This is a genomic window from Streptomyces cinereospinus, from assembly GCF_042430725.1.
In the GTDB taxonomy this organism is placed as follows: Bacteria; Actinomycetota; Actinomycetes; order Streptomycetales; family Streptomycetaceae; genus Streptomyces; species Streptomyces cinereospinus.
In genome coordinates this window covers 1-24,265 of record NZ_JBHMCY010000050.1, presented here as the reverse complement: position 1 = coordinate 24,265, position 24,265 = coordinate 1, and the positions used below count along the sequence as shown (strand labels likewise).

General features: G+C 72.3%; 21 protein-coding genes, 1 tRNA gene and 2 pseudogenes. 14 read left to right on the top strand and 10 right to left on the bottom strand.

The genetic code is table 11. From position 1 onward, the window contains the following. Positions 1-124: 124 nt before the first annotated feature. The 6 genes from ACFF45_RS23735 (at position 125) to mscL (ending at position 6,107) form a co-directional block, all read left to right on the top strand. Positions 125-1,621, top strand: a complete 1,497-nt coding sequence (locus ACFF45_RS23735) for a potassium/proton antiporter (RefSeq protein WP_381348498.1) — start codon at positions 125-127, stop codon at positions 1,619-1,621. A gap of 248 nt (positions 1,622-1,869) precedes the next feature. Next, positions 1,870-3,144: an MFS transporter gene (locus ACFF45_RS23730; protein WP_381348466.1), complete on the top strand. Its 1,275-nt coding sequence runs from the start codon at positions 1,870-1,872 to the stop codon at positions 3,142-3,144. A gap of 67 nt (positions 3,145-3,211) precedes the next feature. Beyond that, positions 3,212-3,565, top strand: a complete 354-nt coding sequence (locus ACFF45_RS23725; RefSeq protein WP_381348465.1) for an FmdB family zinc ribbon protein — start codon at positions 3,212-3,214, stop codon at positions 3,563-3,565. Between the two features lie 104 nt (positions 3,566-3,669). Then, a complete protein-coding gene (locus ACFF45_RS23720; RefSeq protein ID WP_381348464.1) occupies positions 3,670-4,503 on the top strand; it encodes an S-methyl-5'-thioadenosine phosphorylase in 834 nt (277 codons plus the stop codon). Positions 4,504-4,883: 380 nt separating this feature from the next. Continuing rightward, a complete protein-coding gene (locus ACFF45_RS23715) occupies positions 4,884-5,468 on the top strand; it encodes a hypothetical protein (protein ID WP_381348463.1) in 585 nt (194 codons plus the stop codon). Positions 5,469-5,621: 153 nt separating this feature from the next. Continuing rightward, a complete protein-coding gene (gene mscL, locus ACFF45_RS23710; RefSeq protein ID WP_381348462.1) occupies positions 5,622-6,107 on the top strand; it encodes a large conductance mechanosensitive channel protein MscL in 486 nt (161 codons plus the stop codon). A gap of 112 nt (positions 6,108-6,219) precedes the next feature. Here the strand turns inward: mscL and ACFF45_RS23705 are convergent, their stop codons facing one another. Beyond that, positions 6,220-6,402, bottom strand: coding sequence for a hypothetical protein (locus ACFF45_RS23705; protein ID WP_381348461.1), 183 nt, complete (start codon positions 6,400-6,402; stop codon positions 6,220-6,222). Positions 6,403-6,500: 98 nt separating this feature from the next. On the opposite strand from ACFF45_RS23705, the gene ACFF45_RS23700 reads away from it, so the two are divergent. The 4 genes from ACFF45_RS23700 (at position 6,501) to ACFF45_RS23685 (ending at position 11,281) form a co-directional block, all read left to right on the top strand. Next, positions 6,501-7,739 carry a low temperature requirement protein A gene (locus ACFF45_RS23700; RefSeq protein ID WP_381348460.1) on the top strand — a complete coding sequence of 413 codons (1,239 nt, stop codon included), beginning with the start codon at positions 6,501-6,503 and terminating at the stop codon, positions 7,737-7,739. A gap of 52 nt (positions 7,740-7,791) precedes the next feature. Further along, positions 7,792-8,874 (top strand): P1 family peptidase, encoded by a 1,083-nt coding sequence (locus ACFF45_RS23695; RefSeq protein ID WP_381348459.1) that lies wholly within the window; start codon positions 7,792-7,794, stop codon positions 8,872-8,874. Between the two features lie 209 nt (positions 8,875-9,083). Then, positions 9,084-9,830 (top strand): DUF6227 family protein, encoded by a 747-nt coding sequence (locus ACFF45_RS23690; RefSeq protein ID WP_381348458.1) that lies wholly within the window; start codon positions 9,084-9,086, stop codon positions 9,828-9,830. Between the two features lie 488 nt (positions 9,831-10,318). Beyond that, positions 10,319-11,281: a helix-turn-helix transcriptional regulator gene (locus ACFF45_RS23685; protein ID WP_381348457.1), complete on the top strand. Its 963-nt coding sequence runs from the start codon at positions 10,319-10,321 to the stop codon at positions 11,279-11,281. A 229-nt stretch (positions 11,282-11,510) separates the two neighbouring features. Here the strand turns inward: ACFF45_RS23685 and ACFF45_RS23680 are convergent, their stop codons facing one another. Together ACFF45_RS23680 and ACFF45_RS23675 are read right to left on the bottom strand one after the other, a co-directional pair. Further along, a complete protein-coding gene (locus ACFF45_RS23680; RefSeq protein WP_381348456.1) occupies positions 11,511-12,266 on the bottom strand; it encodes a TetR/AcrR family transcriptional regulator in 756 nt (251 codons plus the stop codon). Between the two features lie 510 nt (positions 12,267-12,776). Further along, positions 12,777-13,805 (bottom strand): sigma-70 family RNA polymerase sigma factor, encoded by a 1,029-nt coding sequence (locus ACFF45_RS23675; RefSeq protein ID WP_381348455.1) that lies wholly within the window; start codon positions 13,803-13,805, stop codon positions 12,777-12,779. Positions 13,806-13,987: 182 nt separating this feature from the next. Between ACFF45_RS23675 and ACFF45_RS23670 the strand changes: the two genes are divergently transcribed. Beyond that, positions 13,988-14,509, top strand: a complete 522-nt coding sequence (locus tag ACFF45_RS23670) for a GNAT family N-acetyltransferase (RefSeq protein WP_381348454.1) — start codon at positions 13,988-13,990, stop codon at positions 14,507-14,509. Positions 14,510-14,531: 22 nt separating this feature from the next. Here the strand turns inward: ACFF45_RS23670 and ACFF45_RS23665 are convergent, their stop codons facing one another. Continuing rightward, entirely contained in the window at positions 14,532-15,323 is a 792-nt protein-coding gene (locus tag ACFF45_RS23665) for a dioxygenase family protein (RefSeq protein ID WP_381348453.1), read from the bottom strand. Between the two features lie 122 nt (positions 15,324-15,445). On the opposite strand from ACFF45_RS23665, the gene ACFF45_RS23660 reads away from it, so the two are divergent. Continuing rightward, the gene (locus ACFF45_RS23660) at positions 15,446-15,928 is read left to right on the top strand and encodes a MarR family winged helix-turn-helix transcriptional regulator (protein WP_381348452.1); all 483 of its coding nucleotides are present in this window, start codon (positions 15,446-15,448) and stop codon (positions 15,926-15,928) included. A 63-nt stretch (positions 15,929-15,991) separates the two neighbouring features. Here the strand turns inward: ACFF45_RS23660 and ACFF45_RS23655 are convergent, their stop codons facing one another. Together ACFF45_RS23655 and ACFF45_RS23650 are read right to left on the bottom strand one after the other, a co-directional pair. Then, complete coding sequence (locus ACFF45_RS23655; RefSeq protein ID WP_381348451.1) at positions 15,992-17,521, bottom strand: MFS transporter; 1,530 nt, start codon at positions 17,519-17,521, stop codon at positions 15,992-15,994. 150 nt (positions 17,522-17,671) lie between these two features. Then, a complete protein-coding gene (locus tag ACFF45_RS23650; RefSeq protein WP_381348450.1) occupies positions 17,672-18,316 on the bottom strand; it encodes a TetR/AcrR family transcriptional regulator in 645 nt (214 codons plus the stop codon). Positions 18,317-18,614: 298 nt separating this feature from the next. On the opposite strand from ACFF45_RS23650, the gene ACFF45_RS23645 reads away from it, so the two are divergent. Then, positions 18,615-19,895, top strand: coding sequence for a M6 family metalloprotease domain-containing protein (locus ACFF45_RS23645; protein ID WP_381348449.1), 1,281 nt, complete (start codon positions 18,615-18,617; stop codon positions 19,893-19,895). 122 nt (positions 19,896-20,017) lie between these two features. Here the strand turns inward: ACFF45_RS23645 and ACFF45_RS23640 are convergent. Both ACFF45_RS23640 and ACFF45_RS23635 read right to left on the bottom strand, forming a co-directional pair. Beyond that, a pseudogene (locus tag ACFF45_RS23640) lies at positions 20,018-20,544 on the bottom strand (beta-ketoacyl synthase N-terminal-like domain-containing protein); the annotation flags it as partial. Beyond that, the gene (locus ACFF45_RS23635) at positions 20,478-20,897 is read right to left on the bottom strand and encodes a beta-ketoacyl synthase N-terminal-like domain-containing protein (RefSeq protein WP_381348448.1); all 420 of its coding nucleotides are present in this window, start codon (positions 20,895-20,897) and stop codon (positions 20,478-20,480) included. The gene ACFF45_RS23635 and the pseudogene ACFF45_RS23640, both read right to left, overlap by 67 nt. Positions 20,898-21,316: 419 nt before the next feature. Between ACFF45_RS23635 and ACFF45_RS23630 the strand changes: the two genes are divergently transcribed. Next, a tRNA-Arg gene (locus ACFF45_RS23630) sits at positions 21,317-21,392 on the top strand. Positions 21,393-22,562: 1,170 nt separating this feature from the next. On the opposite strand, the pseudogene ACFF45_RS23625 reads toward ACFF45_RS23630, so the two are convergent. After that, positions 22,563-23,668: pseudogene (locus ACFF45_RS23625) on the bottom strand (tyrosine-type recombinase/integrase). A gap of 35 nt (positions 23,669-23,703) precedes the next feature. After that, positions 23,704-23,901, bottom strand: a complete 198-nt coding sequence (locus ACFF45_RS23620; RefSeq protein ID WP_381348447.1) for a helix-turn-helix domain-containing protein — start codon at positions 23,899-23,901, stop codon at positions 23,704-23,706. Positions 23,902-24,265 lie beyond the last annotated feature (364 nt).

The window sequence follows — 24,265 nt, the reverse complement described above, 5'->3', positions numbered from 1 at the left end:
GGGACTTGACGCGGAGTGGGCAACCAGCGCGGACGGACGTTCGATCATGCCCGGACAAGCGTCAAGAAATCGTCAAGAATTAGGTAAGGTAACGAAGTAACTTCACCAGGGAAGGAATCGGCCGCTGACTGTCCACGCCCTCAACGAACTCCTGCTCGTCTGCTCGCTCGTCCTGCTCGTCGCCGTGGCCGCGGTCCGGATCTCCTCGCGCAGCGGGCTCCCCAGCCTGCTCGTCTACCTCGGCATCGGCGTTCTCATGGGCCAGGACGGGATCGGCGACATCCACTTCGACGACGCCGGGCTGACCCAGGTCATCGGGTACGCCGCCCTGGTCGTGATCCTGGCCGAGGGCGGTCTCGGCACGAAGTGGAAGGAGATCAGGCCCGCCCTGCCCGCGGCCACCGCGCTGGCGCTGGGCGGGGTCGCGGTGAGCGTCGGGATCACCGCGTCGGCGGCGCACTACCTGGTCGGGCTGGAGTGGCGCCAGGCGCTCATCATCGGCGCCGTGGTCTCCTCCACCGACGCTGCGGCGGTCTTCTCGGTGCTGCGGAAGATCCCGCTGCCCGCGCGCGTGACGGGCACGCTGGAGGCCGAGTCCGGCTTCAACGACGCGCCCGTGGTCATCCTGGTGGTGTCGTTCTCCGCGGTCGGCCCGGTCGAGCACTGGTACGTGCTGGTCGGCGAGATCCTGCTGGAACTCGCGATCGGCGCCGCCATCGGCCTGGCCGTGGGCTGGCTGGGCTCCTGGGGGCTGCGGCACGTGGCGCTGCCCGCGTCCGGCCTCTATCCGATCGCCGTGATGGCGATCGCGGTCGCCGCGTACGCGGCGGGCGCGCTGGCCCACGGCAGCGGCTTCCTCGCCGTCTACCTCGCCTCGATGGTGATGGGCAACGCGCGCCTGGCGCACTGGCCCGCCACGCGCGGCTTCGCCGAAGGGCTCGGCTGGATCGCCCAGATCGGCATGTTCGTCCTGCTCGGCCTGCTCGTCACCCCGCACGAACTGGGCGACGACATCCTGCCCGCGCTGCTCATCGGGCTGGTGCTGACCATGGTGGCGCGGCCGCTGAGCGTCGTGCTGTGCCTGCTGCCGTTCCGGGTGCCGTGGCAGGAGCAGGCGCTGATGTCCTGGGCCGGGCTGCGCGGCGCCGTGCCCATCATCCTGGCGACCATCCCCATGGTGAGCGGCGTGGACGGCAGCCGTCGCATCTTCAACATCGTCTTCGTCCTGGTCGTCGTCTACACCCTGGTCCAGGGCCCGACGCTGCCCTGGCTGGCCCGCACGCTGCACCTGCGCGACAGCGCCGAGGCCGCCGACCTCGGCATCGAGTCCGCCCCCCTGGAGCGGCTGGGCGGGCACCTGCTGTCCGTCAGCATCCCGCGCGGGTCGCGGATGCACGGCGTCGAGGTCAACGAGCTGCGGCTGCCGGCCGGGTCCGCGGTCACCCTCGTGGTCCGCGACGGCACGTCGTTCGTGCCCCTGCCGACGACCGTGCTGCGCCGGGGCGACGAACTGCTGGTGGTCGCCACCGACCCGGTCCGGGACGCCGCCGAGCGGCGGCTGCGGGCGGTCGGCCGCGGCGGCAAGCTGGCCGGCTGGCTCGGTACGAGCGGATCGGCCTAATCGCAGGTGGGCGCCCTCATGGTGCTCGTTTTCACCGGCAGGCGGGACCGTCGACCGGTACGATGCGGGCGTCACCCAGATCGAACCGACTCTGCCTGACGCAGAGCTGGCGCGACCGTATGGCGGCCGGACGAGCCCTTCGACGCGGTGGACGCCGGTATCAACCGCAGTGCGCGCAAGAGGACAGCTCTCGGCGCCCGGCCCACCGCGAGCGGGCCGCGCTACCAGGCGGCAGAAAGGCCAGGGCCGTGGCGTCCACGGTCACCTCGTCGAAGACCTCCCGCCCCGGATACGGGCATCTGCTGCGCACGCACGGCGCCTGGACGTTCCTGCTGCCCGGCTTCGCCGCGCGCCAGCCGTTCGCGATGCTGACGATCTCCATCGTGCTGCTGGTGCGGCACACCACCGGCTCCTACGCCGCGGCCGGCGCCGCCGCGGCCGTCACCGGCGTCTCCATGGCGCTGTTCGCGCCCTGGAGCGGCCGTCTGGCGGACCGCTTCGGGCAGCGCGCCGTGCTGATCCCGGGCGTGCCGGCGCACGCGCTCGCGGGCCTCGCCCTGACCGCGCTGGCCCTGGCGGACGCCCCCCTGTGGGCGCTGCTCGCGGCGGCCGTCCCCACGGGAGCCTCGGTGCCGCAGATCGGCCCCATGGTGCGCGCCCGCTGGGCCGTGCAGCTCCGGGGCACCCCCCTGATGAACACGGCGGCGGCCTTCGAGTCCGTCACCGACGAGCTGGCCTTCGTCGTCGGCCCGCTGCTCGCCACCGCCCTGTGCACCGCCGTGGACCCGGCGGCGGGCCTGGTGACCGAGGCCGCGCTGACCCTGGCCGGCGGTCTGCTGTTCGCCGCGCGCAAGAGCACGCAGCCGCCGGCCGGCACCGGCGGGCACGCGCGCGTGAAGCACGCCTCGGCGCTGCGCGTGCCCGGGGTGCGGGTGCTGGCCGTGGCGTTCCTCGGCATCGGCTCCGTCTTCGGCGGCATGCAGGTCGCGCTGGCCGCCTTCACCGAGTCGATCGGCGAGCCCGGCCTGAACGGCGTCCTGTACGGCGTCTTCGCCGCCGGCAACATGTTCTCCGGCATCGCGTGCGGCGCCGTCGCCTGGAAGGCGGCCCCGCAGCGACGCCTGGTCGTCGGCTACGGCGCGCTCGTCCTGGCCGCCGCCGGCCTGTGGGCCGCGCACTCGGTGCCGCTGCTCGCCGGGCTCGGCCTGCTGGTCGGCATGTGCGTCGCGCCCGCCCTGATCACCGGCTACACGCTGGTCGAGGACCTGGTCCCGGCAGGGGCCCGCACCGAGGCGTTCACCTGGCTGACCGGCGCGGTGGCGCTGGGCCAGGCGGGGGCCGTCACCGTCGCCGGGCAGCTGGAGGACCACCTGTGGGACGGCGCCGCGTTCCTGGTGCCGCTCGGGGGCACGGCACCGGCGCTGGCGACCCTGCTCGCGCTGCGGCCGCGGCCGGCCGCCCCGCCCCGGACCCGGACCGTCGCACGTGGCGTCGGTCACCGCGAGCCGGTGACAGTGGACTGATCCCGAGGAATACGTCACTATGGACCGTCGTTAGCACTCATCGAGTGAGAGTGCCAGGAGGAAGACAGTGCCCACCTACCAGTACCAGTGCACCGAGTGCGGCGAGGGCCTCGAGGCGGTGCAGAAGTTCACCGACGACGCTCTGACCGAGTGCCCCACCTGCCAGGGCCGCCTGAAGAAGGTGTTCTCCGCGGTCGGCATTGTCTTCAAGGGCTCCGGTTTCTACCGCAACGACAGCCGCGGCTCCTCGTCGAGCAGCTCGCCGGCGTCCACGAGCTCGTCGTCTTCGTCACCGTCTGCGTCGTCTGCGTCGTCTTCGTCCTCGTCGTCTTCGTCCTCGGACTCGAAGACGTCGAGCGCGGGGACGTCGAGCGCGGGGACGTCGAGCGCGGGGACGTCGTCCAGCAGCACCGCCGCCTGAGGCACACGCACTCACGACAAGCCCCGCCGTCGTACGACGGCGGGGCTTTCGTGTTTTCCCGACCGGCCGGTGCGGCCGCCCGTCCGGCGGCTACTGTGCTGGACATGGCGAACGCAGAGATCGGTGTAATCGGCGGCTCAGGCTTCTACTCGTTCCTCGACGACGTGACCGAGCTCCGGGTGGACACGCCGTACGGGGCCCCCAGCGACTCCCTCTTCCTCGGCGAGGTCGCCGGCCGGCGGGTCGCCTTCCTGCCCCGGCACGGACGCGGGCATCATCTCCCGCCGCACCGGATCAACTACCGGGCCAACCTCTGGGCGCTGCGCTCGGTCGGCGTGCGCCAGGTCCTCGGGCCGTGCGCGGTGGGCGGGCTGCGTCCCGAGTACGGGCCGGGCACGCTGCTCGTCCCGGACCAACTGGTCGACCGTACGAAGTCGCGGGTGCCGACGTACTTCGACGGACTGCCGCTGCCCGACGGCACCGTGCCGAACGTGGTGCACGTGTCCCTGGCCGACCCCTACTGCCCCGCCGGGCGGTCGGCGGCGCTGAAGGCCGCGCGCGGCCGGGCCTGGGAGCCGGTGGACGGTGGCGCGCTCGTGGTGATCGAGGGGCCGCGCTTCTCCACCCGCGCCGAATCGTCGTGGCACCGGGCGCAGGGCTGGTCGGTGGTGGGCATGACCGGCCACCCCGAGGCGGCGCTCGCTCGTGAGCTGGAGCTCTGCTACACCTCTCTGAACCTGGTCACCGACCTGGACGCGGGCGCCGAGACCGGGGAGGGCGTCTCGCACGACGAGGTGCTGCAGGTGTTCGCCGCGAACGTGGACCGGCTGCGGGGCGTGCTGTTCGACGCGGTGGCGGCGCTGCCGGCGAACGAGGAGCGGGACTGTCTGTGCGTGAACGCGCTGGGAGGGATGGATCCGGGGATCGCGCTGCCGTAGCGGGGTCGCGGTGGCGCGGCGGTGATCGCGGTGGCGTAGAGGGATCGCGGGGCCGTGGCGCGATCCCGGTGGCATGGCGGTGATCGCGGGACCGTGGCGGTGATCGCGGGACCGTGGCGGTGATCGCGGTGGCGTAGAGGGATCGCGGGGCCGTGGCGCGATCCCGGTGGCATGGCGGTGATCGCGGGGTCGTGACGGTGATCGCGGGACCGTGGCGGTGGTCGCGGGAGTCTGGCGAGGTGGCTGACGGGGTCGCGGAGCGTCTCGTTCGGGTGGGGGAGTTGTCCACAACCCGTCGGTAGTGCACGGGCGTCAGCGGGCGGCGGCGCGCGGCCTCATCGTGGGCTGCAACCGATCCGTCGTCACAGGTGGTGGTCCTCGTGTCCCTCGCTGCGTCCTCCGTACCGCCCGCCCAGCCGCTCCCCGGCCCCCGATCTCCGCTCCCGCTCCCGCTCGGTACCGACGCCCCGCCGACCTGCCAGGTGCCGCTGTTCGCGCCGGTCCGGGTGCGCGGCGGGCGGTTCCGGCTGCGCCGGTTCGTCCGGCAGCGGCGGCGCGCCCTGGCCGCCGCGCTCGTGATCACCGCGGTGGCGCTGGTGGCGGCCGGTCCGCGCGCCCCGGCCGACACCCGTCCGGGCGACCGGGCCCGCGGGCACCCCGTGGCGGACCGGGCGCCGGAGCGCCGGGCCGTGCGGCCGGTGTCCGCGCCCGTGCGGATCGCCGACGCGGCGACGGTGCGGCTGCTGCGCCCCGGCGACCGGGTCGACGTCGTCGCCGCCACGGAGTCGGTGACGGGCGGTGCGGCCGAGGTGGTCGCGCGCGGGGCGCTGGTGACCGAGGTGCCCGAGCCGCCGGCCGGCGAGGCCGTCGGCGGGGCGCTGGTGGTGCTGTCGGTCCCGCGTGCCACCGCGGCGCGCCTGGCCGGTGCGAGCGCCACGGCCCGGCTGGCGGTGACGGTGTGCTGAGGCGAGCCCTGCGCGCGGTGCGCGCCATGCTGTCGAACCGGTCGCCGGAGCCGCCGGACGAGCTGCCGGACTGGACACGGTCACCTCGTCCTGCCGTAGGTTGCGGAACTGTCTGTTCCAGAAGCTGTCCGTGCGATGAGGAGAGGCCACCAGGTGAGCGAGCAGAAGGGACCGGGCGTCTTGCAGGGCTTCAAGGCCTTCCTGATGCGGGGGAACGTCGTCGATCTGGCAGTCGCGGTGGTCATCGGCGCCGCCTTCACCAACATCGTCAACTCGGTGGTGAAGGGCGTCATCAACCCGCTGGTCGGCGCGATCGGCACCAAGAACCTCGACAGCTACAGCACCTGCCTGAAGGAGCCGTGCCGGGTGGGCGCGGACGGGAGCGTCACCAGCGGGGTGATGATCCTGTGGGGCTCCGTCGCGGGCGCGACGCTGAGTTTCGTGATCACCGCGGCGGTGGTCTACTTCCTGATGGTGCTGCCGATGGCGAAGTACCTGGCCCGGCAGGAGGCCCGCAGGAAGGCGCGGGAGGGCACGCACGAGGTCATCGAGGTGACCGAGCTGGAGGTGCTCAAGGAGATCCGCGACGCGCTGGTCGCGCAGGGCGGACAGCGCGACCCGGGGCGCACCGGGCGGTAGCGGGTTCCCGCTCGCACCGGGCGGTGGCGCGGGACCGGCCGCGCCAGGCGGCGGGCAGGGCGGTGCGCGGGGCCGGCGAGGCTCGCCGGGGCCGGCGGGCCGGGCGGGCGGCTCAGAGGTGGTGGGGCGGCTTCTCGTCCAGGAAGCGCTTCAGGTCGTCGGCCGCGTCACGACCGGTCCCCGGCCGCTCGCCCCAGCCGCGATCCGTGTCGTCCGAGGACTGCTCGTCCAGCGGATCGCCGAAGATCAGCGCGGCCTTGGACGCGCGCGGCTCGGGAGCGGGGGAGGTACTCATGCCCCCAGGGTACGGGGTGGGTGCCGGCGCGGGCCGGGATGCCTGGTTGGTCCGTACTCGCGGAGATTTTCCGGCCGGCATCTGCTGTGCTTGGAATCATGACGTCCAGTCCGACCCCGCCGCCCGCCTCGTCCGGCGCGCCGGCCCCTCGGAGGCCGCTGCGCCGGCTCACCGCCCGCGGGCGCGACGAGGCACATCGCGTCGCCTCCCCCCTGGAGCTCTTCTTCGACCTGTGCTTCGTCGTGGCGGTCGCGCAGGCGGGGCTCCAACTGGTGCACGCCGTCGCGGAGGCACACCCCGGCGAGGGCATCCTGAACTACGCGATGGTGTTCTTCGCCATCTGGTGGGCCTGGATGAACTTCACCTGGTTCGCCTCGGCGTACGACAACGACGACGCCCTCTACCGCGTGGTCACCCTGGTGCAGATCGCCGGCGTCCTCGTGCTCGCCGCCGGGATCTCGCGCGCCTTCGCGGACCACGACTACCTGGTCGTCTGGCTGGGATACGTGGTGATGCGGCTGGCCATGGCCACGCAGTGGCTGCGCGCCGCGCGGTCCGCCCGGGGCGCGGAACGCACCACGGCCCTGCGCTACGCCGGTGGCGTGCTGCTCTGCCAGGTCGGCTGGCTGGGGCTGGTGCTCCTGCCGGAACCGGCCCGCCCCTGGCTGTTCCTGGTGATGGTGGCCGCCGAACTGTGCGTGCCGGTCTACGCGGAGAAGGACCGGCCGACCACATGGCATCCGCACCACATCGCCGAGCGGTACGGGCTGTTCACGATCATCGTGCTCGGCGAGACGATCGCCGCGGCCACGGTCGCCGTGAAGTCGGGTGTGGAGGAGAACGACGCGCTGGGCGCGCTGCTGCCGATCGCGGCGGGCGGACTGCTCATCGTGTTCTCCGCCTGGTGGATCTACTTCGCGGTGCCGGTGCACGGGCGTCTGCGCTCCAACCGGCAGGCCTTCGTCTGGGGTTACGGCCACTACCTGATCTTCGCCTCGGCGGCGGCGATCGGCGCGGGCCTGGAGGTGGCGGTCGAACAGGCGGTCGACGAGGCGCACATCTCCACGCTGGCCGCGTCCGCCGCGGTGACCCTGCCGACGGCCCTGTTCCTGCTCACCGTCTGGGCCCTGCACGCGCGTCACTTCAAGGTGGGCACCGCCCAGCAACTGGTCCTGCCGACCACGGCGTTGCTGGTGATCTGCTGCACCTTCCTGGGCGACCGGGCGGTCCTCGCCGCCGGGGTCGTGTCGGCGCTGGCGGTGGCGGCCGGGGGGACCCTGACGGCGCGCCTGGCCGCCCGCGCGCGCCGGGGACGGACGGGCGCACCCACCGCCTGACACCCTCGGCGCGCACCGGGAAGGCTTCTGCCGGGGGCAGCAGACTGGCCCCATGACAGTTGATGCTCTGACGGACGTGACCGGCCTGCGGGTGGGGCACGCGACGCGCACCGGCGACGGCTGGCTCACCGGCACCACGGTCGTCCTGGCCCCCGAGGGCGGGGCCGTGACCGCCGTGGACGTCCGCGGCGGCGGCCCCGGCACCAAGGAGACCGACGCCCTCGATCCGCGCAACGTGGTGCAGAAGGCCGAGGCGGTGGTGCTGACCGGCGGCAGCGCCTACGGGCTCGACGCGGCCTCCGGGGTGATGGCCTGGCTGGAGGAGCGCGGGCGCGGGGTGCGCGTCGGGCCGGATCCGGCGCACGTCGTGCCGGTGGTGCCCGCCGCGTGCGTCTTCGACCTGGGCCGGGGCGGCGACTTCCGGGCCCGGCCGGACGCCGCCGTGGGCCGGGCGGCGGTCGAGGCGGCCGCGGCGAGCGGGATCGGGGCGCCGGTGCCGGAGGGCTGTGTGGGCGCCGGGACGGGGGCCGCGGTCGGGCCGATGAAGGGCGGGGTCGGCACCGCGAGCACCGTCCTGGACTCGGGGATCACGGTGGCCGCGCTGGTGGTGGCGAACGCGGCGGGGTCGGTGACGGATCCGGAGACGGGGGTGCTGTACGGGGAGTTGTTCCAGGGGCGGGTGCGCTACCCGGAGGCGGAGGTGCACGAGGCGGCGCGCGCACGGCTCGCCGAGAGCGCGGCGAGGAACGCGCCGCCCCCGCTGAACACCACGCTCGCGGTCGTCGCCACCGACGCCGGCCTGTCGAAGGCGCAGGCGCAGAAGCTGGCCGGCACGGCACACGACGGCATCGCGCGGGCCGTGCGGCCGGTGCATCTGCTGCACGACGGCGACACCGTCTTCGCGCTGGCCACCGGGGCGCGCGCGCTGGACGCCACGCAGCCGCTGGCGCTGAACGACATCCTGGCGGCCGGCGCGGACGTGGTCACGCGCGCGATCGTGCGGGCGGTGCGGGCGGCCGGGCCCGTGGCGGGGAAGGGGGGCAGGGCGGGGGACGGGGCGGGGGGAGGGGAGGGGGAGGGCGGGGGGTGGCCCTCCTACACGGAGCTGTACGGGGAGTTGCAGGGCGCGCGTTGAGCCCGGTACCTCCCGCGCAGGGTGCGGCGAACCCGGCGCACACGCCTCCGACCAGCGCTTTTTTGACGGGTCGTCGGGTCGCGCGGGAACTTCTCGCGCGCCCCGGCCGTTTTCCCGGCATACGTTTTCTCGGTTCCCGGACATGATGCCCGGCCGAGGGGCTACGGTATGCACCCACAAGGTGACATGCAGCAACGCCGGGAGAAACCTTGAGCGTTCCGTACGAGACGGCAGCGTACGAACCATCCGATTCGCCCGAGTCTCCGGAGGAGCACCTCGCGCGACTGCTCGGACGCGCCCTGAACTCGTTCGAGCTGCCCGACGAGACGATACGGCGGCTGGACAGCGCGCTGGCGTACGACAGTTCCCTGCACTCCGCGCACCACAGCGCGGGCCTGCACCAGGAGACCCACCGGCACACCTGGCTGCTCGCCGACGGCTCGGCGCTCACCCTCTGGGAGCTCGTCCACAACACCACGCCGGGCGGTGCCCCGCAGCACGAGGTGTACGTCGACTCGGAGGAGTTGCACACCGCGGGCGACCGGCTCGCGCTGCCGCCGGACCCGCCGGAGTTCGAGCTGCCGGTGCCGGTGGAGCTGTCGTCGGTCCCCGCGCCCCGGCACGCGTACGTGCCGGACGACTCGGCGGACCACGCCCGCCGGCTGCTGCGCCGCGCGGAGAACCCGGACCGGCCCGGCGCGGAGACGGCGGCGCTGCTCGCCACGGCGTGCGCGCACCAGATCACGCAGGCGTTCGGGCGCCCCTGCCGGGCCGGGCGCGCCGGGCTGGGCTTCTCGCTCTACGAGCACGCGTTCCTGCTGTGCGACGGGCGGGAGATCTCCCTGTGGGAGGCCGAGCACACGGCCACGCCGGACGGCCGGCACATGTGCGAGGTCTACACGACCGAGGAGGCGGCACGCGAGGCGATGGAGCGGAGGGCCGCGCACCTGTCGTGAGCGACGGGGCGCGAGCCAGGAGGACCTGACACCCCCGGGGGGCGCTGCCGGGGGGGCCGGCACTTCGGGAGGCCCCGACACCGGACGGGTACGGCAGCGCGGCCCGGGACCGTCGGGTCCCGGGCCGCGCCGGGTGGCGGGGTACGGGCTGCGGATGTGGTGCGTGCCGTGGGGTGGGGTACGGTGTTGCGCCGCCGCCACCGGCTGCTGCCGCTCCGCCGGCAGCGCGGCCGGCTCGGGCGTCCGCGTCTCGGGGGGCATCTCGGCCAACTGGCGATCAGTCCGGGCTTGCGACCTTGGAGAGGGTCCGCAGCGCACATTCTCGGTTCGGCGCCCCACCGCCTCGGCCCGTTGCGCCCAACAACACATCTCGTTTCGCTCGCCGGGGAACATCAACGGTCCGGAAACGCCGGTTCGGCCAGCGGCGATCGTCGGCACGAATGGGCATGAGGTCAGTTCCTGTCCTATGGCTCGGGCATCCTCGGACCATGACGACGGACACCCCGGCTCGGCTCCTGCAGTTGCTCTCGCTCCTCCAGACGCCCCGCGAGTGGCCCGGCGGCGAGCTCGCCGAGCGGCTCGGGGTCTCGCGGCGCACCGTGCGGCGGGACGTGGACCGGCTGCGTGAGCTGGGCTATCCCGTGCAGGCGTCCAAGGGCTCGGACGGCGGCTACCGGCTCGTCGCGGGCAAGGCCATGCCGCCGCTCGTCCTGGACGACGAGGAGGCGGTCGCGATCGCGGTGGGCCTGCGGGCCGGTGCCGGGCACGCGGTGGCGGGTGTGGAGGAGGCGTCCGTACGGGCGCTGGCGAAACTGGAGCAGGTGCTGCCGAGCCGGCTGCGCCACCGGGTGGCCACCCTGCAGACCGCGACCACGGCACTGACCGGCGGGGACGGCCCCGGCATCGCGCCGGAGACGCTGACCGTGATGGCGTCGGCGGTGGCCGGCCGGGAGAAGCTGCGCTTCGCCTACCGCTCCGGGGACGGCGAGGCGTCGCGGCGCCTGACCGAGCCCTACCGGCTGGTGTCCACGGGACGGCGCTGGTACCTCGTCGCCTACGACCTCGGGCGGGAGGACTGGCGCACGTTCCGCGTCGACCGGGTGAGCGAGCCGTTCGCGACCGGCGCGCGGTTCGCGCCCCGGGAGCTGCCCACGGGGAGCGCTGCGGAGTTCCTGCGCCGGTCGATCCGGCGGCAGCAGGAGACGTACGAGGTCACCGTCGAGTTCGAGGCGCCCGCCGAGGCCGTCGCGGCGCGGCTGCGGGGATGGCTGGGGGCGCCCGAACCGCTCGACGCGGACCGGTGCCGGGTGCGGGGCGCCACCGGCGACCCGCTGGAGTGGGTGGCGGTGCGGCTGGCGCTGGTGGGGTGCGAGTTCAGCGTGCGCGGGCCGGGCCGGCTCGCTCAGTACGTGCGGGAGCTGGGGGGACGGCTGACCCGGGCGGTGGAGTGAGACGCCGGGCGGATCGCCACCGTGACGCCGGGCGGATCGCCACCGTGACGCCGGGCGGATCACCCCCGTGACACCGGGCGGATCACCCCCGTGACACCGGGCGGATCACCCCCGTGACACCGGGCGGCGCACAGCCCCGACGCCGGTCGGCGCGCCCCCGTGACGCCCGACAGCTCACCCCCCGGACCACCGGCTCACCGACGGACTCCCCTGGCGGTCACCGGCCGCCTCATCCCCACCGCAGCGCCCGCAACGCCTCCAGATTGCGCAGCGCCAGCTCCGCCGGTCCCTCCGGTCCCGTCGCCGGGGCGGTGCCCGCCGCCCAGGACTCGACGGCCACCCGCACGACCGCGCTCGCGACGGCGGCGGTGAAGCGGAACTCCGAGGGCTCTGAGGGCTCCGAGAACTCCCAAGACTCCCGGGACGCCCGGGACGCCCGGGACCCCGGGGGCGGGCTTCCCGCAACGTTGTCGTGACTGCCGCTGCCCCTGGCGGATTCCCGCTCCGCCAGTACCTCCGCCAGCGTGTCCTCGGACGCCCGGCACACCTCCGCCCACACCTTCCGCAGCGCCGGGCTGGACTCGCACAGCCGGATCAGCGTCCGCACCCACTCCCACGACGCCGCCGGCACCCCCGCTCCCGGCGTCAGCATGTGCCGTACGGCGTGCTCCAGCGCCGCGGGGAGGGACAGGCCGGCCGGGGCCGCGCGGACCGCCTCCACCCAGCGCTGGGCGCCGGCCGCGCAGAGGGGGGCGACGGCCTCCTCCTTGCCGGCGAAGTAGCGGTAGAAGGTGCGCGGTGCGATGCCCGCGGCCTGGGCGATGTCCTCGGCGCGGGTGCCGCGCAGTCCGTGCCGTACGAAGAGGTCCGCCGCCGCGCGGGCGATCTCCATGCGGGTCTCCGCCTTGCGCCGTTCGGTGAGGGAGGGGGACGGGGAGGACGCCGAGGAGGGGCGGGGGTGCTGTGCCGGGGTGGTGCTGCTCACGTCGGCAGGCTATGCCGATGTGGCACAATCTGCCATCCGGCGGGCCACCCCGGTGTTCAGGTACGGGGTGCCCCGCCGCTCAGCCGTGCCCGGCCGGCCGAGGCCACGAGAGGAGCCGGCCGCTGCCACGAGAGGAGCCGGCCGGCGAAGCCCCCGAGCACGGCAGCGCACCCCCTGAGCAGCAGCGCACGACCAGCCCGCGACGGGGAAGAGCCGGGCCCCGGCGCCCGGGGGAAGGCGCCGAAGCCCGGCTCGGGGAGGTCCCGGCGCCGGGGGGAGTGCGTCGGGACGTGGCTCTCGGTGGGTGGTGCGGCGGCAGCCGGTCACCTGCGCGGCCGCAGGGGCCGCCGGTGCCCGGGGGTCTTGCCCTCGGGCCCGAACTACCGTGCCCGGAAGTCTTGTTCCCGGGACACGCCGTTTGAAGCGGCGTTACACAGCCATGTTCGCGCGGGCCTTCGCCCCCCGGCGTGCGCCCCCGGAACGAGCGCCGTACGGCACGGCCGGCGGCCCTCACGCCGCGGCGTCGAAGCCGGTCTGACGTGCCAGCTTCTTCAGTTCCAGCAGGGCGTGCTTCTCGATCTGGCGGATCCGCTCACGGGTCAGGCCGTGCTCCTTGCCGACCTCGGTGAGGGTCCGCTCCCGGCCGTCCTCGATGCCGTAGCGCATCTTGATGATGGACGCCGTGCGCTGGTCGAGGCGGCCGATCAGGTCGTCCAGCTCCTCGCTGCGCAGCAGGGTCATCACGGACTGCTCGGGGGAGACCGCCGAGGTGTCCTCCAGCAGGTCGCCGAACTGGGTCTCGCCCTCGTCGTCCACCGACATGTTCAGCGAGACGGGGTCGCGCGCCCAGTCCAGGACGTCGCTGACGCGCTCCGGGGTGGAGCCGAGCTCCTGGGCGATCTCCGCGGGCTCCGGGTCCCGGCCGTGGTCGCGGTTGAACTCGCGCTGCACCCGGCGGATCCGGCCCAGTTCCTCCACCAGGTGGACGGGGAGACGGATGGTGCGCGACTGGTCGGCTATGGAGCGGGTGATCGCCTGGCGGATCCACCAGGTGGCGTACGTCGAGAACTTGAAGCCCTTGCGGTAGTCGAACTTCTCGACGGCGCGCACCAGGCCCGCGTTGCCCTCCTGGATGAGGTCCAGCAGGGGCAGGCCGCTGCGCGGGTAGCGGCGGGCCACCGCGACGACCAGGCGGAGGTTGGAGCGGATGAAGACGTCCTTGGCCCGCTCCCCCTCGGCGACCAGGGCCTGGAGCTCCTCACGGGTGGCGTCCGCCTGGGACTCCTCGTACCCGTCGAGGACCTGCCGCGCGAACACACCCGCCTCGATGGTCTGGGACAGCTCGACCTCCTTGGCGGCGTCGAGCAGCGGCGTCCGCGCGATCTCGTCGAGGTACATGCCGACCAGATCGCGGTCCGCGATCTCGCCGCCATGGGCGCGGACACTCCTGGTCGCGTCGACGTTCTCTCCCCCAGTGCCGAACGCCTGGGCGGTACCCCCGGCGACGGCCGTACGACGGGCGACGGCTCGGGTTGCCATGCGTGCTCCCTTGCGATGGTGAGGTCAGCGGGTGGTCCTTGGGACACTCAGCACCCTCTCCGGTCCTGCTTCGGGTGCCCTGCATCCGTGGGAAACAACGACTGGAAACAGGACAGAATTCCCAACCCAACCCTCTATTTTTCTGATCATGCAGTACCCTGTCAGCCCACAGAGGAGGCGCCATGCCGTCGGGGCCCACAGAGGTGCAGGTCAGGCCGGGGTTGGAGAGCGATCTCGTCGCTCTCACCGATCTCTACAACCACTACGTCCGCGAGACGCCCCTCACCTTCGACACGGCCGCCTTCACTCCACTGGAGCGCCGCCCGTGGCTGCTCTCCCATCCACAAGACGGCCCGCACCGGCTGATGGTTGCCACGGACGGGGAGACACAGCAGATCCTGGGGTACGCCACCTCCGGCCCCTACCGCCCCAAGCCCGCGTACTCCACCTCCGTCGAGGTGACGGTCTACGTCGCCCCGCACGCCGGCCGGCGCGGTGTCGGCACCCTGCTGTACGAGGCCCTCTTCGCGGCCCTGTCCAAGGAGGACGTGCACCGCGCCTACGCGGGCATCGCGCAGCCGAACGAGGCGTCCACGCGACTGCACGAGCGCTTCGGCTTCCGGTATGTCGGCACGTACCGCGAGGTCGGCCGCAAGTTCGGCCGCTACTGGGACGTGGCCTGGTACGAGAAGGAACTGAAATAGGGACCGGGTGCCCGGCGGTCGCTCAGCCGAACTGCACCGAGCGCTTCGCCATGCCCAGCCAGAACCCGTCGATCACCGACCGCTGCGTCGCCAGGTCTCCCGTCGCGTCCGCCGCGCCCAGGGTCACGAAGAGCGGGGCGAAGTGCTCGGTGCGCGGGTGGGCGAGCCGGCCGGCCGGCGAGGTGCGGGTGAAGTCGAGCAGCGCGTCCACGTCCCCGGCCGCGAGGGCCCGCCGGCCCCAGTCGTCGAACTCGGCCGACCAGGCCGGCACTCCCCCGCCGGGGTGGCGCAGCGCGGCGAGGTTGTGGGTGAAGAAACCGGAGCCGACGATGAGCACGCCCTCGTCACGCAGCGGGGCCAGCCTGCGGCCGATCTCCATCAGCCCCGCCGGGTCGAGGGTGGGCAGGGAGATCTGCAGGACGGGGACGTCCGCCTCGGGGAACATCTCGACCAGCGGGACGTACGCGCCGTGGTCCAGGCCCCTCTCCGGGACGTCCTGCACCGGTGTGCCGGGCGCGCGCAGCAGCTTGCGCACGGAGTCGGCGAGCGCGGGGGCGCCCGGGGCCTCGTAGCGGACGCGGTAGTAGCGCTCGGGGAAGCCCCAGAAGTCGTACACCAGGGGGACGGTGCGGGTGGCGCCGAGGGCGAGCGGGGCCTCCTCCCAGTGGGCGGAGACGACGAGGACGGCCCGCGGGCGGGGCAGGGCGGCGGACCAGGCGGCGAGCTGGCGGGTCCAGACCGGGTCGTCCGCCAGCGGCGGGGCGCCGTGGCTGAGGTACAGGGCGGGCATGCGCTGCTGAGCGGCGGCGGACATGACGCGGCTCCCTCCGGCCGGACCCGGGCGCGGGCCCGGTTGCTTGAACTCTAAATCTTTCTCCGGCCGACCCTACGCGCCCTTTGTTCAAACTTCAATAAGCGGTCCCTACAGTGGAGCCCATGAACACCTGGCTGACCGACGAACAGCAGCGCGTCTGGCGCTCGTACATCGAGGCCGCCACGCTCCTGGAGGACCATCTGGACCGCCAGTTGCAGCGCGACGCGGGCATGCCGCACGTCTACTACGGCCTGCTCGTCGCGCTCGCCGAGTCCCCGGGCCGCCGGCTGCGGATGACCGAGCTGGCGCGGCACGCCAAGATCACCCGCTCCCGGCTCTCGCACGCCGTCGCCCGGCTGGAGGGCAACGGCTGGGTGCGCCGCGAGGACTGCCCCTCGGACAAACGCGGCCAGTTCGCGGTGGTCACGGAGGAGGGGCTGGAGGTACTGGAGCGGTCGGCGCCGGGTCATGTGGCCGCCGTACGGCAGGCGCTGTTCGACCGGCTCACCCCGGAACAGCAGAAGTCCCTCGGCGAGATCATGCGGATCGTCGCCGAGGGACTCCAGCCCGGCGAGGCCGGGGCGGACCTGCCCTGGCTTCGCTGAGACCCTGCGAAGTGCCCGTACGAAGTGCCCGAAGCGGGGGACCGGACGGGCGCCGTCAGGAGGTCAGTGCGCGACCACCGGCACCGGCACCTCGTCCTCGGCGCCCGCGCCCGAGCCGGCGATCACGCCCATGTTCGGGCGGCCGGCGTTGACGAAGGTCACGGCGATCACCGCGGCGAGCACCAGGATGCCGACGGCGAACCAGATGGCGCTGGTGTAGCCCTCCACCATGGCCTCCAGCTGGACGAGCTGCGCCTGGGCGGGCGAGGTCGCCGAGCCGATGTGGTCGGTGATGTACGCGGTGGTCGCCGAGGCGGCCACGGTGTTCAGCAGGGCCGTGCCGATCGCGCCGCCCACCTGCTGCGAGGTGTTGACCATCGCGGAGGCGACACCGGCGTCGCGCGGCTCGACGCCCTGCGTGGACAGGGACATCGCCGGCATGAACGCCGTGCCCATGCCGAGGCCGAGCAGCAGCATCGACGGCAGCAGCAGCGCGGCGTACGAGGAGCCGGTCTCCAGCTGGGTCAGCAGCAGCATGCCGAGCGCCGCCACCAGGAAGCCCGGGCCCATCAGCAGGCGCGGGGCGACCCGGGTCATCAGGCGGGTGCCGATCTGGGTGGAGCCGGTGACCATGCCCGCGATCATCGGCAGGAAGGCGAAGCCCGTCTTGACCGGCGAGTAGCCCTTCACGACCTGGAGGTAGTAGGTCAGGAAGAGGAACAGGCCGAACATCGCGATGACCGCGAGGCCGAGCGAGAGGTAGACGCCGCCGCGGTTGCGCTCGGTCAGCACGCGCAGCGGCAGCAGCGGGGCCTTGACCCGCGACTCGACGAACACGAACGTGCCGAGCAGCACGGCCGACGCGACGAACATGGTGACGGTCACCGAGTCGCTCCAGCCCGCGGACTCGGCCCGGGTGAAGCCGTACACCAGCGCGACCAGGCCGAGGGTGGACAGGACGACGCCGGGGACGTCGAGCGGGGAGCGGTTGCGGCCGCCCCCGGGCTCACGGATGACGAACCAGGCACCGGCCGCGGCGACCACCGCGAACGGGATGTTGACGAAGAACGTCCAGCGCCAGTCCAGGTACTCGGTGAGGAAACCGCCGAGGATCAGGCCGATGGCGCCGCCGCCGCCGGCGATGGCGCCGTAGATGCCGAACGCCTTGGCGCGCTCCTTGGCGTCGGTGAACATCACGGCGAGCAGGGAGAGCGCGGCGGGCGCGAGGAGGGCGCCGAAGACACCCTGCAGGGCGCGGGAGCCGAACATCATCGCCTCGTTGGTGGCCGCGCCGCCCAGCGCGGAGGCGAGGGCGAAGCCGGCCAGGCCGAGGACGAACGTGCGCTTGCGGCCCCACAGGTCGGCTATCCGGCCGCCGAACAGCAGCAGGCCGCCGAAGGCGAGGGCGTAGGCGGTGACCACCCACTGGCGGTTGCCGTCCGAGATGCCCAGGTCCTGCTGGGCGGAGGGCAGCGCGATGTTCACGATGGTGCCGTCCAGGACGACCATCAGCTGGGCGAGCGCGATGAAGACCAGCGCTTTCCAGCGGTTGGCGTCGGGGACGCCGAGAGCCTTGACGGCTGTTTCAGACATGGAGGTACCCACTTCGGGACTTCGGTACTTCGGGACGGTAAGTACGTGGAGCTCAGGACAGAACGGAAATACGTCGAGATGTCTGCACGGAACGGACGAGGGGCGAGAAGGTGAAGATCAGTCGACGGTGAAGATCGGTCGGCGGTCAGGTCAGGCCGGGCGAAGGTCCTCCCAGGTCATCGCCGTGCCCGGCAGGCCGGAGCGGGCCGGTGCCCGCAGGCCGTCCAGGAACAGCTGCAGATGCCGGTGCACGAAGCGGTCGGCGCTGAGGCACGCGGCACCCGCCGGAGGCCGGCTGAGCTGGGCGACGACGAGCATCAGGTCGCCGACCCCCACGTCGGTGCGGAGCTGTCCGGCCGCCTTGGCACGCCCCATGACCTCCTCGACGAGCCGCTCGGCCCGGTGGCGCGCGGCCAGCAGGTCGGGGTGGTGCTCGTCGAAGGAGCTGGAGATCATCGGGCACAGCGCGCTGACCCGCTCGTCGGCGGAGGCGTGCACGAAGCGCTCCAGCGCGGCGAAGGCGTCGCCGCTCTCCGCGAGGGCCTGCTCGGCGGCCTGGGCCGTGCGGTCCATGACCGAGCAGACGACCTCACGGATCAGCGCGCCGCGGTCGGGGAAGTTGCGGTACACCGTGGCGTTGCCGACGCCGGCCCGGCGGGCGATCTCGTCGAGCGGCACGTCGGGGCCGTGCTCGACGAACATCTCCCGGGCGGCGGCGACGATCCGCTCCCGGTTGCGCAGGGCGTCGGCACGCGGCCGGGTCGCCCTGCGTTTTTCGGGGGCGGCGGTCTGCACGGCGTACTCCAGGGTCGTGGCGGAGACAGGGGGACGATCCGGGGAGTGATCCCCCGTTTCGCTCCTACGCCGGATCAAACGGGGAATCGATCCCCGGTTATTTCCCGTCCGCCGAAAGAATGCACGTGACCTACGCCACAAGGTGGCCCCGTCTCGGTTGCACCCCTGCTGACCTGCGCTAACTCACCGCGAACCCACGATCGGTCCGCTCCAGCGCGCGCCCGCGCCGCACCCGCATCAGGGTGATGCAAAGGGTGCAGCCGGAGACCGGCGGCTGCCTGGAGCGAAAGGTCCATGCATGCAGCCGTCCCGCCGTCGGATACGCCCGCGCCGCGCGGCCGCGCTCGGCGCCGTGACCGCAGTGACCCTCGCGGTGAGCACCTCGGCCGGCACGGGCCTCCACACGGTGGGCTCGGCGGCGGGGGCCCGGCCGATCACCGCCCTGGCCCGTTCCTCCACCCACAGCCCCTGCCTGATCAACGGGCGGGCCGAGGTGCAGATGTCCGAGGGCCTGCCGACCCCGCTCGGCTACTCACGCTCCACCGGCACCGTCCACGCCCTCACCCTGATGGTCGACTTCTCGGACGCGCCCGGCAGGGGCAACGCCCTGGACCGGTTCGGCGAGTTCTTCCCGCAGACCCAGGAGTGGTTCCGCACCAGCTCCTACGGCCGCCTGGACTACCGCCCGGAGACCCCGGTCACCGACTGGCTGCGGATGCCGAAGTCCTTCCGGGAGTACGGCATAGAGCGCGGCGCCCCCTTCGACCCCGGCTACCGGCGGCTGGTGCAGGACATCGTCGCCGCGGCCGACCCCGAGGTCGACTTCCGCGCGTACGACCTGCTGAACGTGCTGGTGACGCCGAACGCGGGCCCGTCGGCGCTGGACACGGTCCTGTCGGTGACGTTCGCCGGCAACGACGAGGCGCCCACCGCGGACGGCGTGCCCGTCGCCAACGCCTCCTTCGTCTACTCCCGCCAGGACGACGGCTCCGGCTCCTACGCGCGCACCGGCTACCGCGTCCTGCCGCACGAGAACGGCCACGTCTTCGGCCTGCCCGACCTCTACACCCAGGAAGGCGGCGGTGCGGTCGGGCACTGGGACATCATGAGCGAGGACTGGGGCGCCAACAACGACCTGCTCGGCTGGCACAAGTGGAAGCTGGGCTGGCTGGACGCGGACCAGGTGCACTGCGCTGCCGGCCCGGGCACCACCGAGTACACCCTGACCCCGCTGGCCCGCGCGGGCGGTGACAAGCTCGTCTTCATACCCCTCGACGGACGCACCGGATACGCCGTCGAACTGCGCACCCGCGACGGCAACGACGAGGCGGTGTGCCGGCCGGGGGTACTGATCTACAAGGTCGACGCGGACGTGGACACCGGCCACGGCCCGGTGCGGGTGTACGACGCCCGCCGCGACAGCGGCGGCTGCACCCGCAGCCCCAACGTGCACGCCGAACTCTCCGACGCCACGTTCGCCCCCGGGGAGTCCTTCGAGGACCGCACGCGGGGCCTGCGGATCGTGATCGCGGGGGCGGATCTGGAGGGCAACCACACGGTCCGGGTGACCCGGCACTGACCGGGCGGGCGGCCACCGCCGTTGACGGTGGCCGGTTCGGCGCCGGCCGCCCGCGCGAGGCGCCGAGCGGTGGCCGGGTCGGTACGGACGGCGAGCAGGCCACCGGGCGGGCAGGCGGTCAGCATCAGGTACCCGCGCCAGGCCGTCGGCCGCAGCCCGTCCTCCAGGGGCAGGGCGCCGGCCGCGTACAGGACGGCGTACTCGCCGACGCTGTGGCCGAGCAGCGGCGCGGGGCGGATCCCGGCGGCCCCGCCCGCGCCGTCGTCGTTGACCGCCGACCCCAGGATCACGGCGTGGACCGTGTCGCCGTCGGCCAGCGCCCGGCCGAGCCGCTTGATCAGGTCGGCGGCGACGCCGTCGCCGCCGACCGTGCCGTCGGCGTCCGCGTCGAAGGCCCGGCAGCGTCCGGTGGGCGACAGGATCGAACCGGGGTGGCTGCGGTAGCCGGTCTCCTGCGGCAGGTGCACGGCCACGGCCCCGGCCGGCGCCAGGTCGGCCTCGCCGTCAGCAGCGACTGGACCGCCAGGTGCGGGGCGGCGAGCGAGGTGGAGCAGGCCTTCCGCATGCCGATGGCGGGTCCGGTCAGGCCGAGGCGGTGGGCGACGCGGGTGGCGAGGGAGTCGGGCTGCTGTCCGATGGCGCTCTGCATGCCGGTCGCGGCGTCGGCGGGCGCGGCGTCGGCGGGCGCGGCGTCGGCCACGGGCGGCCGCTGACGGTCGTGCAGGTGCGTCCCGAACCGGCGACGACTCCCACGCGCGTGCCGAGTTCGGTGGCCGCGCAGCCGCCGTCCTCCAGGGCCTGGTGGCAGCACATCGGGAAGAGCCGGTGCGCGGGGCGGGTGAGCCGCGCCTCCTCGGGGCTCATGCCGAAGAAGGCGGCGTCGAACTCCTCCACGCCGTCGAGGATCCCGGCGACCGGTACGAGGTCCGGCGCGCGGCGCTCCTCCGGCGCCAGTCCGGCGGCGGCGAGCCGCGCCTCGCCGAAGACGGTGAGGTTGTCCACGCCGTGGCGCAGCCCGCGCGAGATCGGTGCCGACCATCAGGGCACGGCGCGTCCCCCTGCCGATCACCGTCCCGCCCCCGGCGAGGAACCCGGCCAGCAGCCGCAGCGCCATCACCGCGCCGACCCCGAGGGCGGTCCCGGTGACGCGGTAGGAGAACAGGCTCCAGGGCGATGAGGCTGAGGCAGCTCCCGAGACCCCCGCCAGCAGGTGGAACCGTAACGGCCGAGCCCCACCGTCCACTGGGCCCCCTCGCGGTAGACCGACCTGCTCCCGGACCGACTCCGCTGAGGCGGAACCCCCCGGCCGCCCACCCGCCCCCACTTTCCAACATCCCCGCGCACCCCGGGACGGCACCCCCACCCGCCCACCATCCGGTACCCTGTGGACCGAACACCCTGACCCACGTCAGGGCAGCCCCGCCTTCGTAGCTCAGGGGATAGAGCACCGCTCTCCTAAAGCGGGTGTCGCAGGTTCGAATCCTGCCGGGGGCACCAGCCAAAAGGCCCCGGACCGATCATGGTCCGGGGCCTTTTGACGGCACCGTTTGACGGCAATGGTGACTCATTCCCGCACCGTCGCCCTCACACCGGTGCCAGGAGTCCGGGCGGCACCGCTCACAACACGGTCTGCGGCTGTGAGGCGGTCCTGCTTCCGATTGCCTACAAGGGCAATGGGCAGGGGCAACCGCGGGGAGAGTGCCGGGGCGGGCCAGCAGCGTGCCTGGTCTCTGTGTGGCTTGGGGGTATCAGTGAAGAGGGTGTGGGACAGCAAGTTAGGTGCTTGGCGTGTCCTCGATGACGATACTCAGCGGCGAGACCGCCGACGCCGCTTCGCGGCTGGCCTGCTAGGGGTACTGACCCTCGCGTGCGTTGTAGCGGGGGTGCTCGTGAGAACGCTTCACAGCAATGACGCTCCTATCCCCCACCCGAGTCCTTCACCCACCTACGAGCCAACCGAGCCCACCGAGAGTTCACCGGCTGCGACTCCGAATCAGACAAGCTTCCTGGAGGACGTCAGCCAGGACAGGAAAACTCTGGTGCCAGGGGGCTTTCGTTTCCCCGGCTCAGCCAGCATGACTGTGGGAGAGTCCACAAGCATTCGGGTGGAGCTGTGGATGGACGAAGAGGGGCAGGGGCCCACTGGCCCGCCGACCGCCCCACCGGAAGACAGCAAGATCGGCCACGTCCCGGTAGGCGGTGTCGAGGGAGCATCTCTGACTTCACCCAGCAATGAGGTGGCGATCCGGCCGCTCTTTGACTCCAGCGTTAAGCAGATCGTCACACAGCCGGCAGACCGGGCGGAATGGGAGTGGGCCGTCAGCGCAAGCAAGCCAGGCAAGTACAAGTTGAAGCTACGCATCACCACGTACCAAGGAGAGTCGAACCGAGCCCTGGCAACATCGCGGCCCGTGACGATCCAGATTCATGTCACTACCACCGTCTCTCACCGCGTGAGTTGGTTGCGCGGCGAGCTTGTGGCATGGGGTGGTGTTGCAGTAGCTCTGGTGGCTATTTTGACGTTCCGTGCCCCTATCCTAACTTTGCTGCGGGCTAGGCGCGAGTCACTGCTTGAGCGTCGGCGTCAGGGCAGGGACGGATACATGTAGCGGTGAGATTTGCGGCTGTTTGTGCCTGCATAGGCACAAACAGCCGCACCCTGGACAATTAAGTAGGCAGACGCCGCTTAAGAAGCCGATCCATGTGGCTAATCGCCTCTCGCTGAGTGTCATGCACGACATGCGTGCAGACGTCCATCGTGATGCTGATCTGGCTATGCCCAAGGGTTTCCATGATGACGCGGGGCGCAACCCCGGCTGCCGTCAACAGCGTGGCGCAACCGTGCCGAGCATCGTGAAGCCGAACCACCCGCAACCCTGCATCAGCGGCCACACGCGTGAACGACCGGTAGACGTTCCGAGGTTCCACCGGCCGGCCGTTGCGCGTGGCGAACACGTAGCCCTTCTCCGACTACTCAACTCCGGTACGCGCAAACGCCTCTCGTTGCCGCAGTCGGTGCCAGCGAAGTGGGGCGATACACAACGCGGGCATCGGGACCACGCGGCGGCGGCGGCTCTTGGGGTCGTCGTCGTACAGCGTGCCGCGCCGACGTTGCGTCTGCTGGCGTACGTGCAAAACGCGGTTGTCCAGATCCACGTCCGACCAGCGCAGGCCCACCAGTTCGCCGCGCCGCAGGCCCATTGCGATAGCCAGGACGAACGCGGCGTAGAGAGGGTCTCGCCGGGCCGCCTCCAGGAACGTCAGCGTCTCCTCCAGGGACCACGGACTGATCTCGCGTTGCTTCACTCGGGGCGGTTCCACGAGCGATGCGACGTTCCGCGTGATGAGTTCTTCGCGCATGGCCGCCGTGAGCGCGGTGCGGAGCACGCGGTGCGCTTCCTTCGCGGTCGCAGCCGTGCTGGCGCTCTGCATACGCGTGGTGAAGCGGCGCACGTCGGCGACGCTGAGCGACTCCAACCGCTTGGTGCCCAGCAGAGGGACCAAGTAGCGGCGCACATGCATCTCGTACTTGTCGTACGTGCTCAGCTTGCGGCGCGGTTCGATCTATTGCGCCAGCCAGTACGGGAGCCACTCGGAGAGCTTGGCGGAACGGGTCGGCGTCGGGATGCCCTGGCGGGCGCGGCACACCAGTTCCTGACGCTTCTCGTCGCACTCCTCCCAAGTGTTGCCGTAGACCGTTTTGCGAGCACGGGTGCCGTCCGGCTGAGGAACGTACACGCGGCCCTCGTAAGGCCGTCCTTTCGCTGCCAAATGCTTCCGGCACCGTTTGGGTTTCGCTAGCGCGCCATCAGGCGGCCTCCTCAAGACGGTTCTTCATGTACGTGGCCACCGCGTCCGCCGGGACGCGACGCAAACAACCCTCTGTGAAACTCGGAAGTCGCTTACTCCGGATCAGGTCGTAGACCTTGAAGCGGCTCATCCGGAGGGCGCTCATAACCTTCGGGACGGTCAGGGCTTGGTGACTCGTGGGCAGGGGGGAGTTCATGCCACAACTCCTCTTGGAGGTGAGCCTGCAAACGGGATGGGTTGAGGGCGTTCAGGTGGCTGTGCCTGTCCGAGGTGCGGACTTCTGCGTCACCTGCGTCATCTGCGTCATTCGGCCGCCTGACCTGTGGTTTCTCGGTGACGCAGGACTGTGGGGGTGTGTCACTGGTGACGTAGACCTGCGTCATGGGGTGACGCAGGTGACGCAAGGTGACGCAGGATGTGGCTGTCTGCGTCACCGCTGTTTCGGCAGGTCAAGGGCCGGTTTCGGGGTGTTGGTGACGCAGGTGACGCAGCGTCTTCCTACCTTAGGGCTTGCAGATCATTAACACGTCGTCTTGATCTTGTTGCTGAGCTCGTCGGTC

What these genes read in the sequence shown, in the direction of transcription:
- ACFF45_RS23675 (WP_381348455.1), bottom strand. Translation starts at nt 13,805, where the DNA reads ATGGCAACCCGAGCCGTCGCCCGTCGTACGGCCGTCGCCGGGGGTACC.
- ACFF45_RS23620 (WP_381348447.1), bottom strand. Translation starts at nt 23,901, where the DNA reads ATGAACTCCCCCCTGCCCACGAGTCACCAAGCCCTGACCGTCCCGAAG.
- ACFF45_RS23695 (WP_381348459.1), top strand. Translation starts at nt 7,792, where the DNA reads ATGACAGTTGATGCTCTGACGGACGTGACCGGCCTGCGGGTGGGGCAC.
- ACFF45_RS23645 (WP_381348449.1), top strand. Translation starts at nt 18,615, where the DNA reads ATGCAGCCGTCCCGCCGTCGGATACGCCCGCGCCGCGCGGCCGCGCTC.
- ACFF45_RS23700 (WP_381348460.1), top strand. Translation starts at nt 6,501, where the DNA reads ATGACGTCCAGTCCGACCCCGCCGCCCGCCTCGTCCGGCGCGCCGGCC.
- ACFF45_RS23670 (WP_381348454.1), top strand. Translation starts at nt 13,988, where the DNA reads ATGCCGTCGGGGCCCACAGAGGTGCAGGTCAGGCCGGGGTTGGAGAGC.
- ACFF45_RS23655 (WP_381348451.1), bottom strand. Translation starts at nt 17,521, where the DNA reads ATGTCTGAAACAGCCGTCAAGGCTCTCGGCGTCCCCGACGCCAACCGC.
- ACFF45_RS23705 (WP_381348461.1), bottom strand. Translation starts at nt 6,402, where the DNA reads ATGAGTACCTCCCCCGCTCCCGAGCCGCGCGCGTCCAAGGCCGCGCTG.
- ACFF45_RS23660 (WP_381348452.1), top strand. Translation starts at nt 15,446, where the DNA reads ATGAACACCTGGCTGACCGACGAACAGCAGCGCGTCTGGCGCTCGTAC.
- ACFF45_RS23665 (WP_381348453.1), bottom strand. Translation starts at nt 15,323, where the DNA reads ATGTCCGCCGCCGCTCAGCAGCGCATGCCCGCCCTGTACCTCAGCCAC.
- ACFF45_RS23685 (WP_381348457.1), top strand. Translation starts at nt 10,319, where the DNA reads ATGACGACGGACACCCCGGCTCGGCTCCTGCAGTTGCTCTCGCTCCTC.
- ACFF45_RS23720 (WP_381348464.1), top strand. Translation starts at nt 3,670, where the DNA reads ATGGCGAACGCAGAGATCGGTGTAATCGGCGGCTCAGGCTTCTACTCG.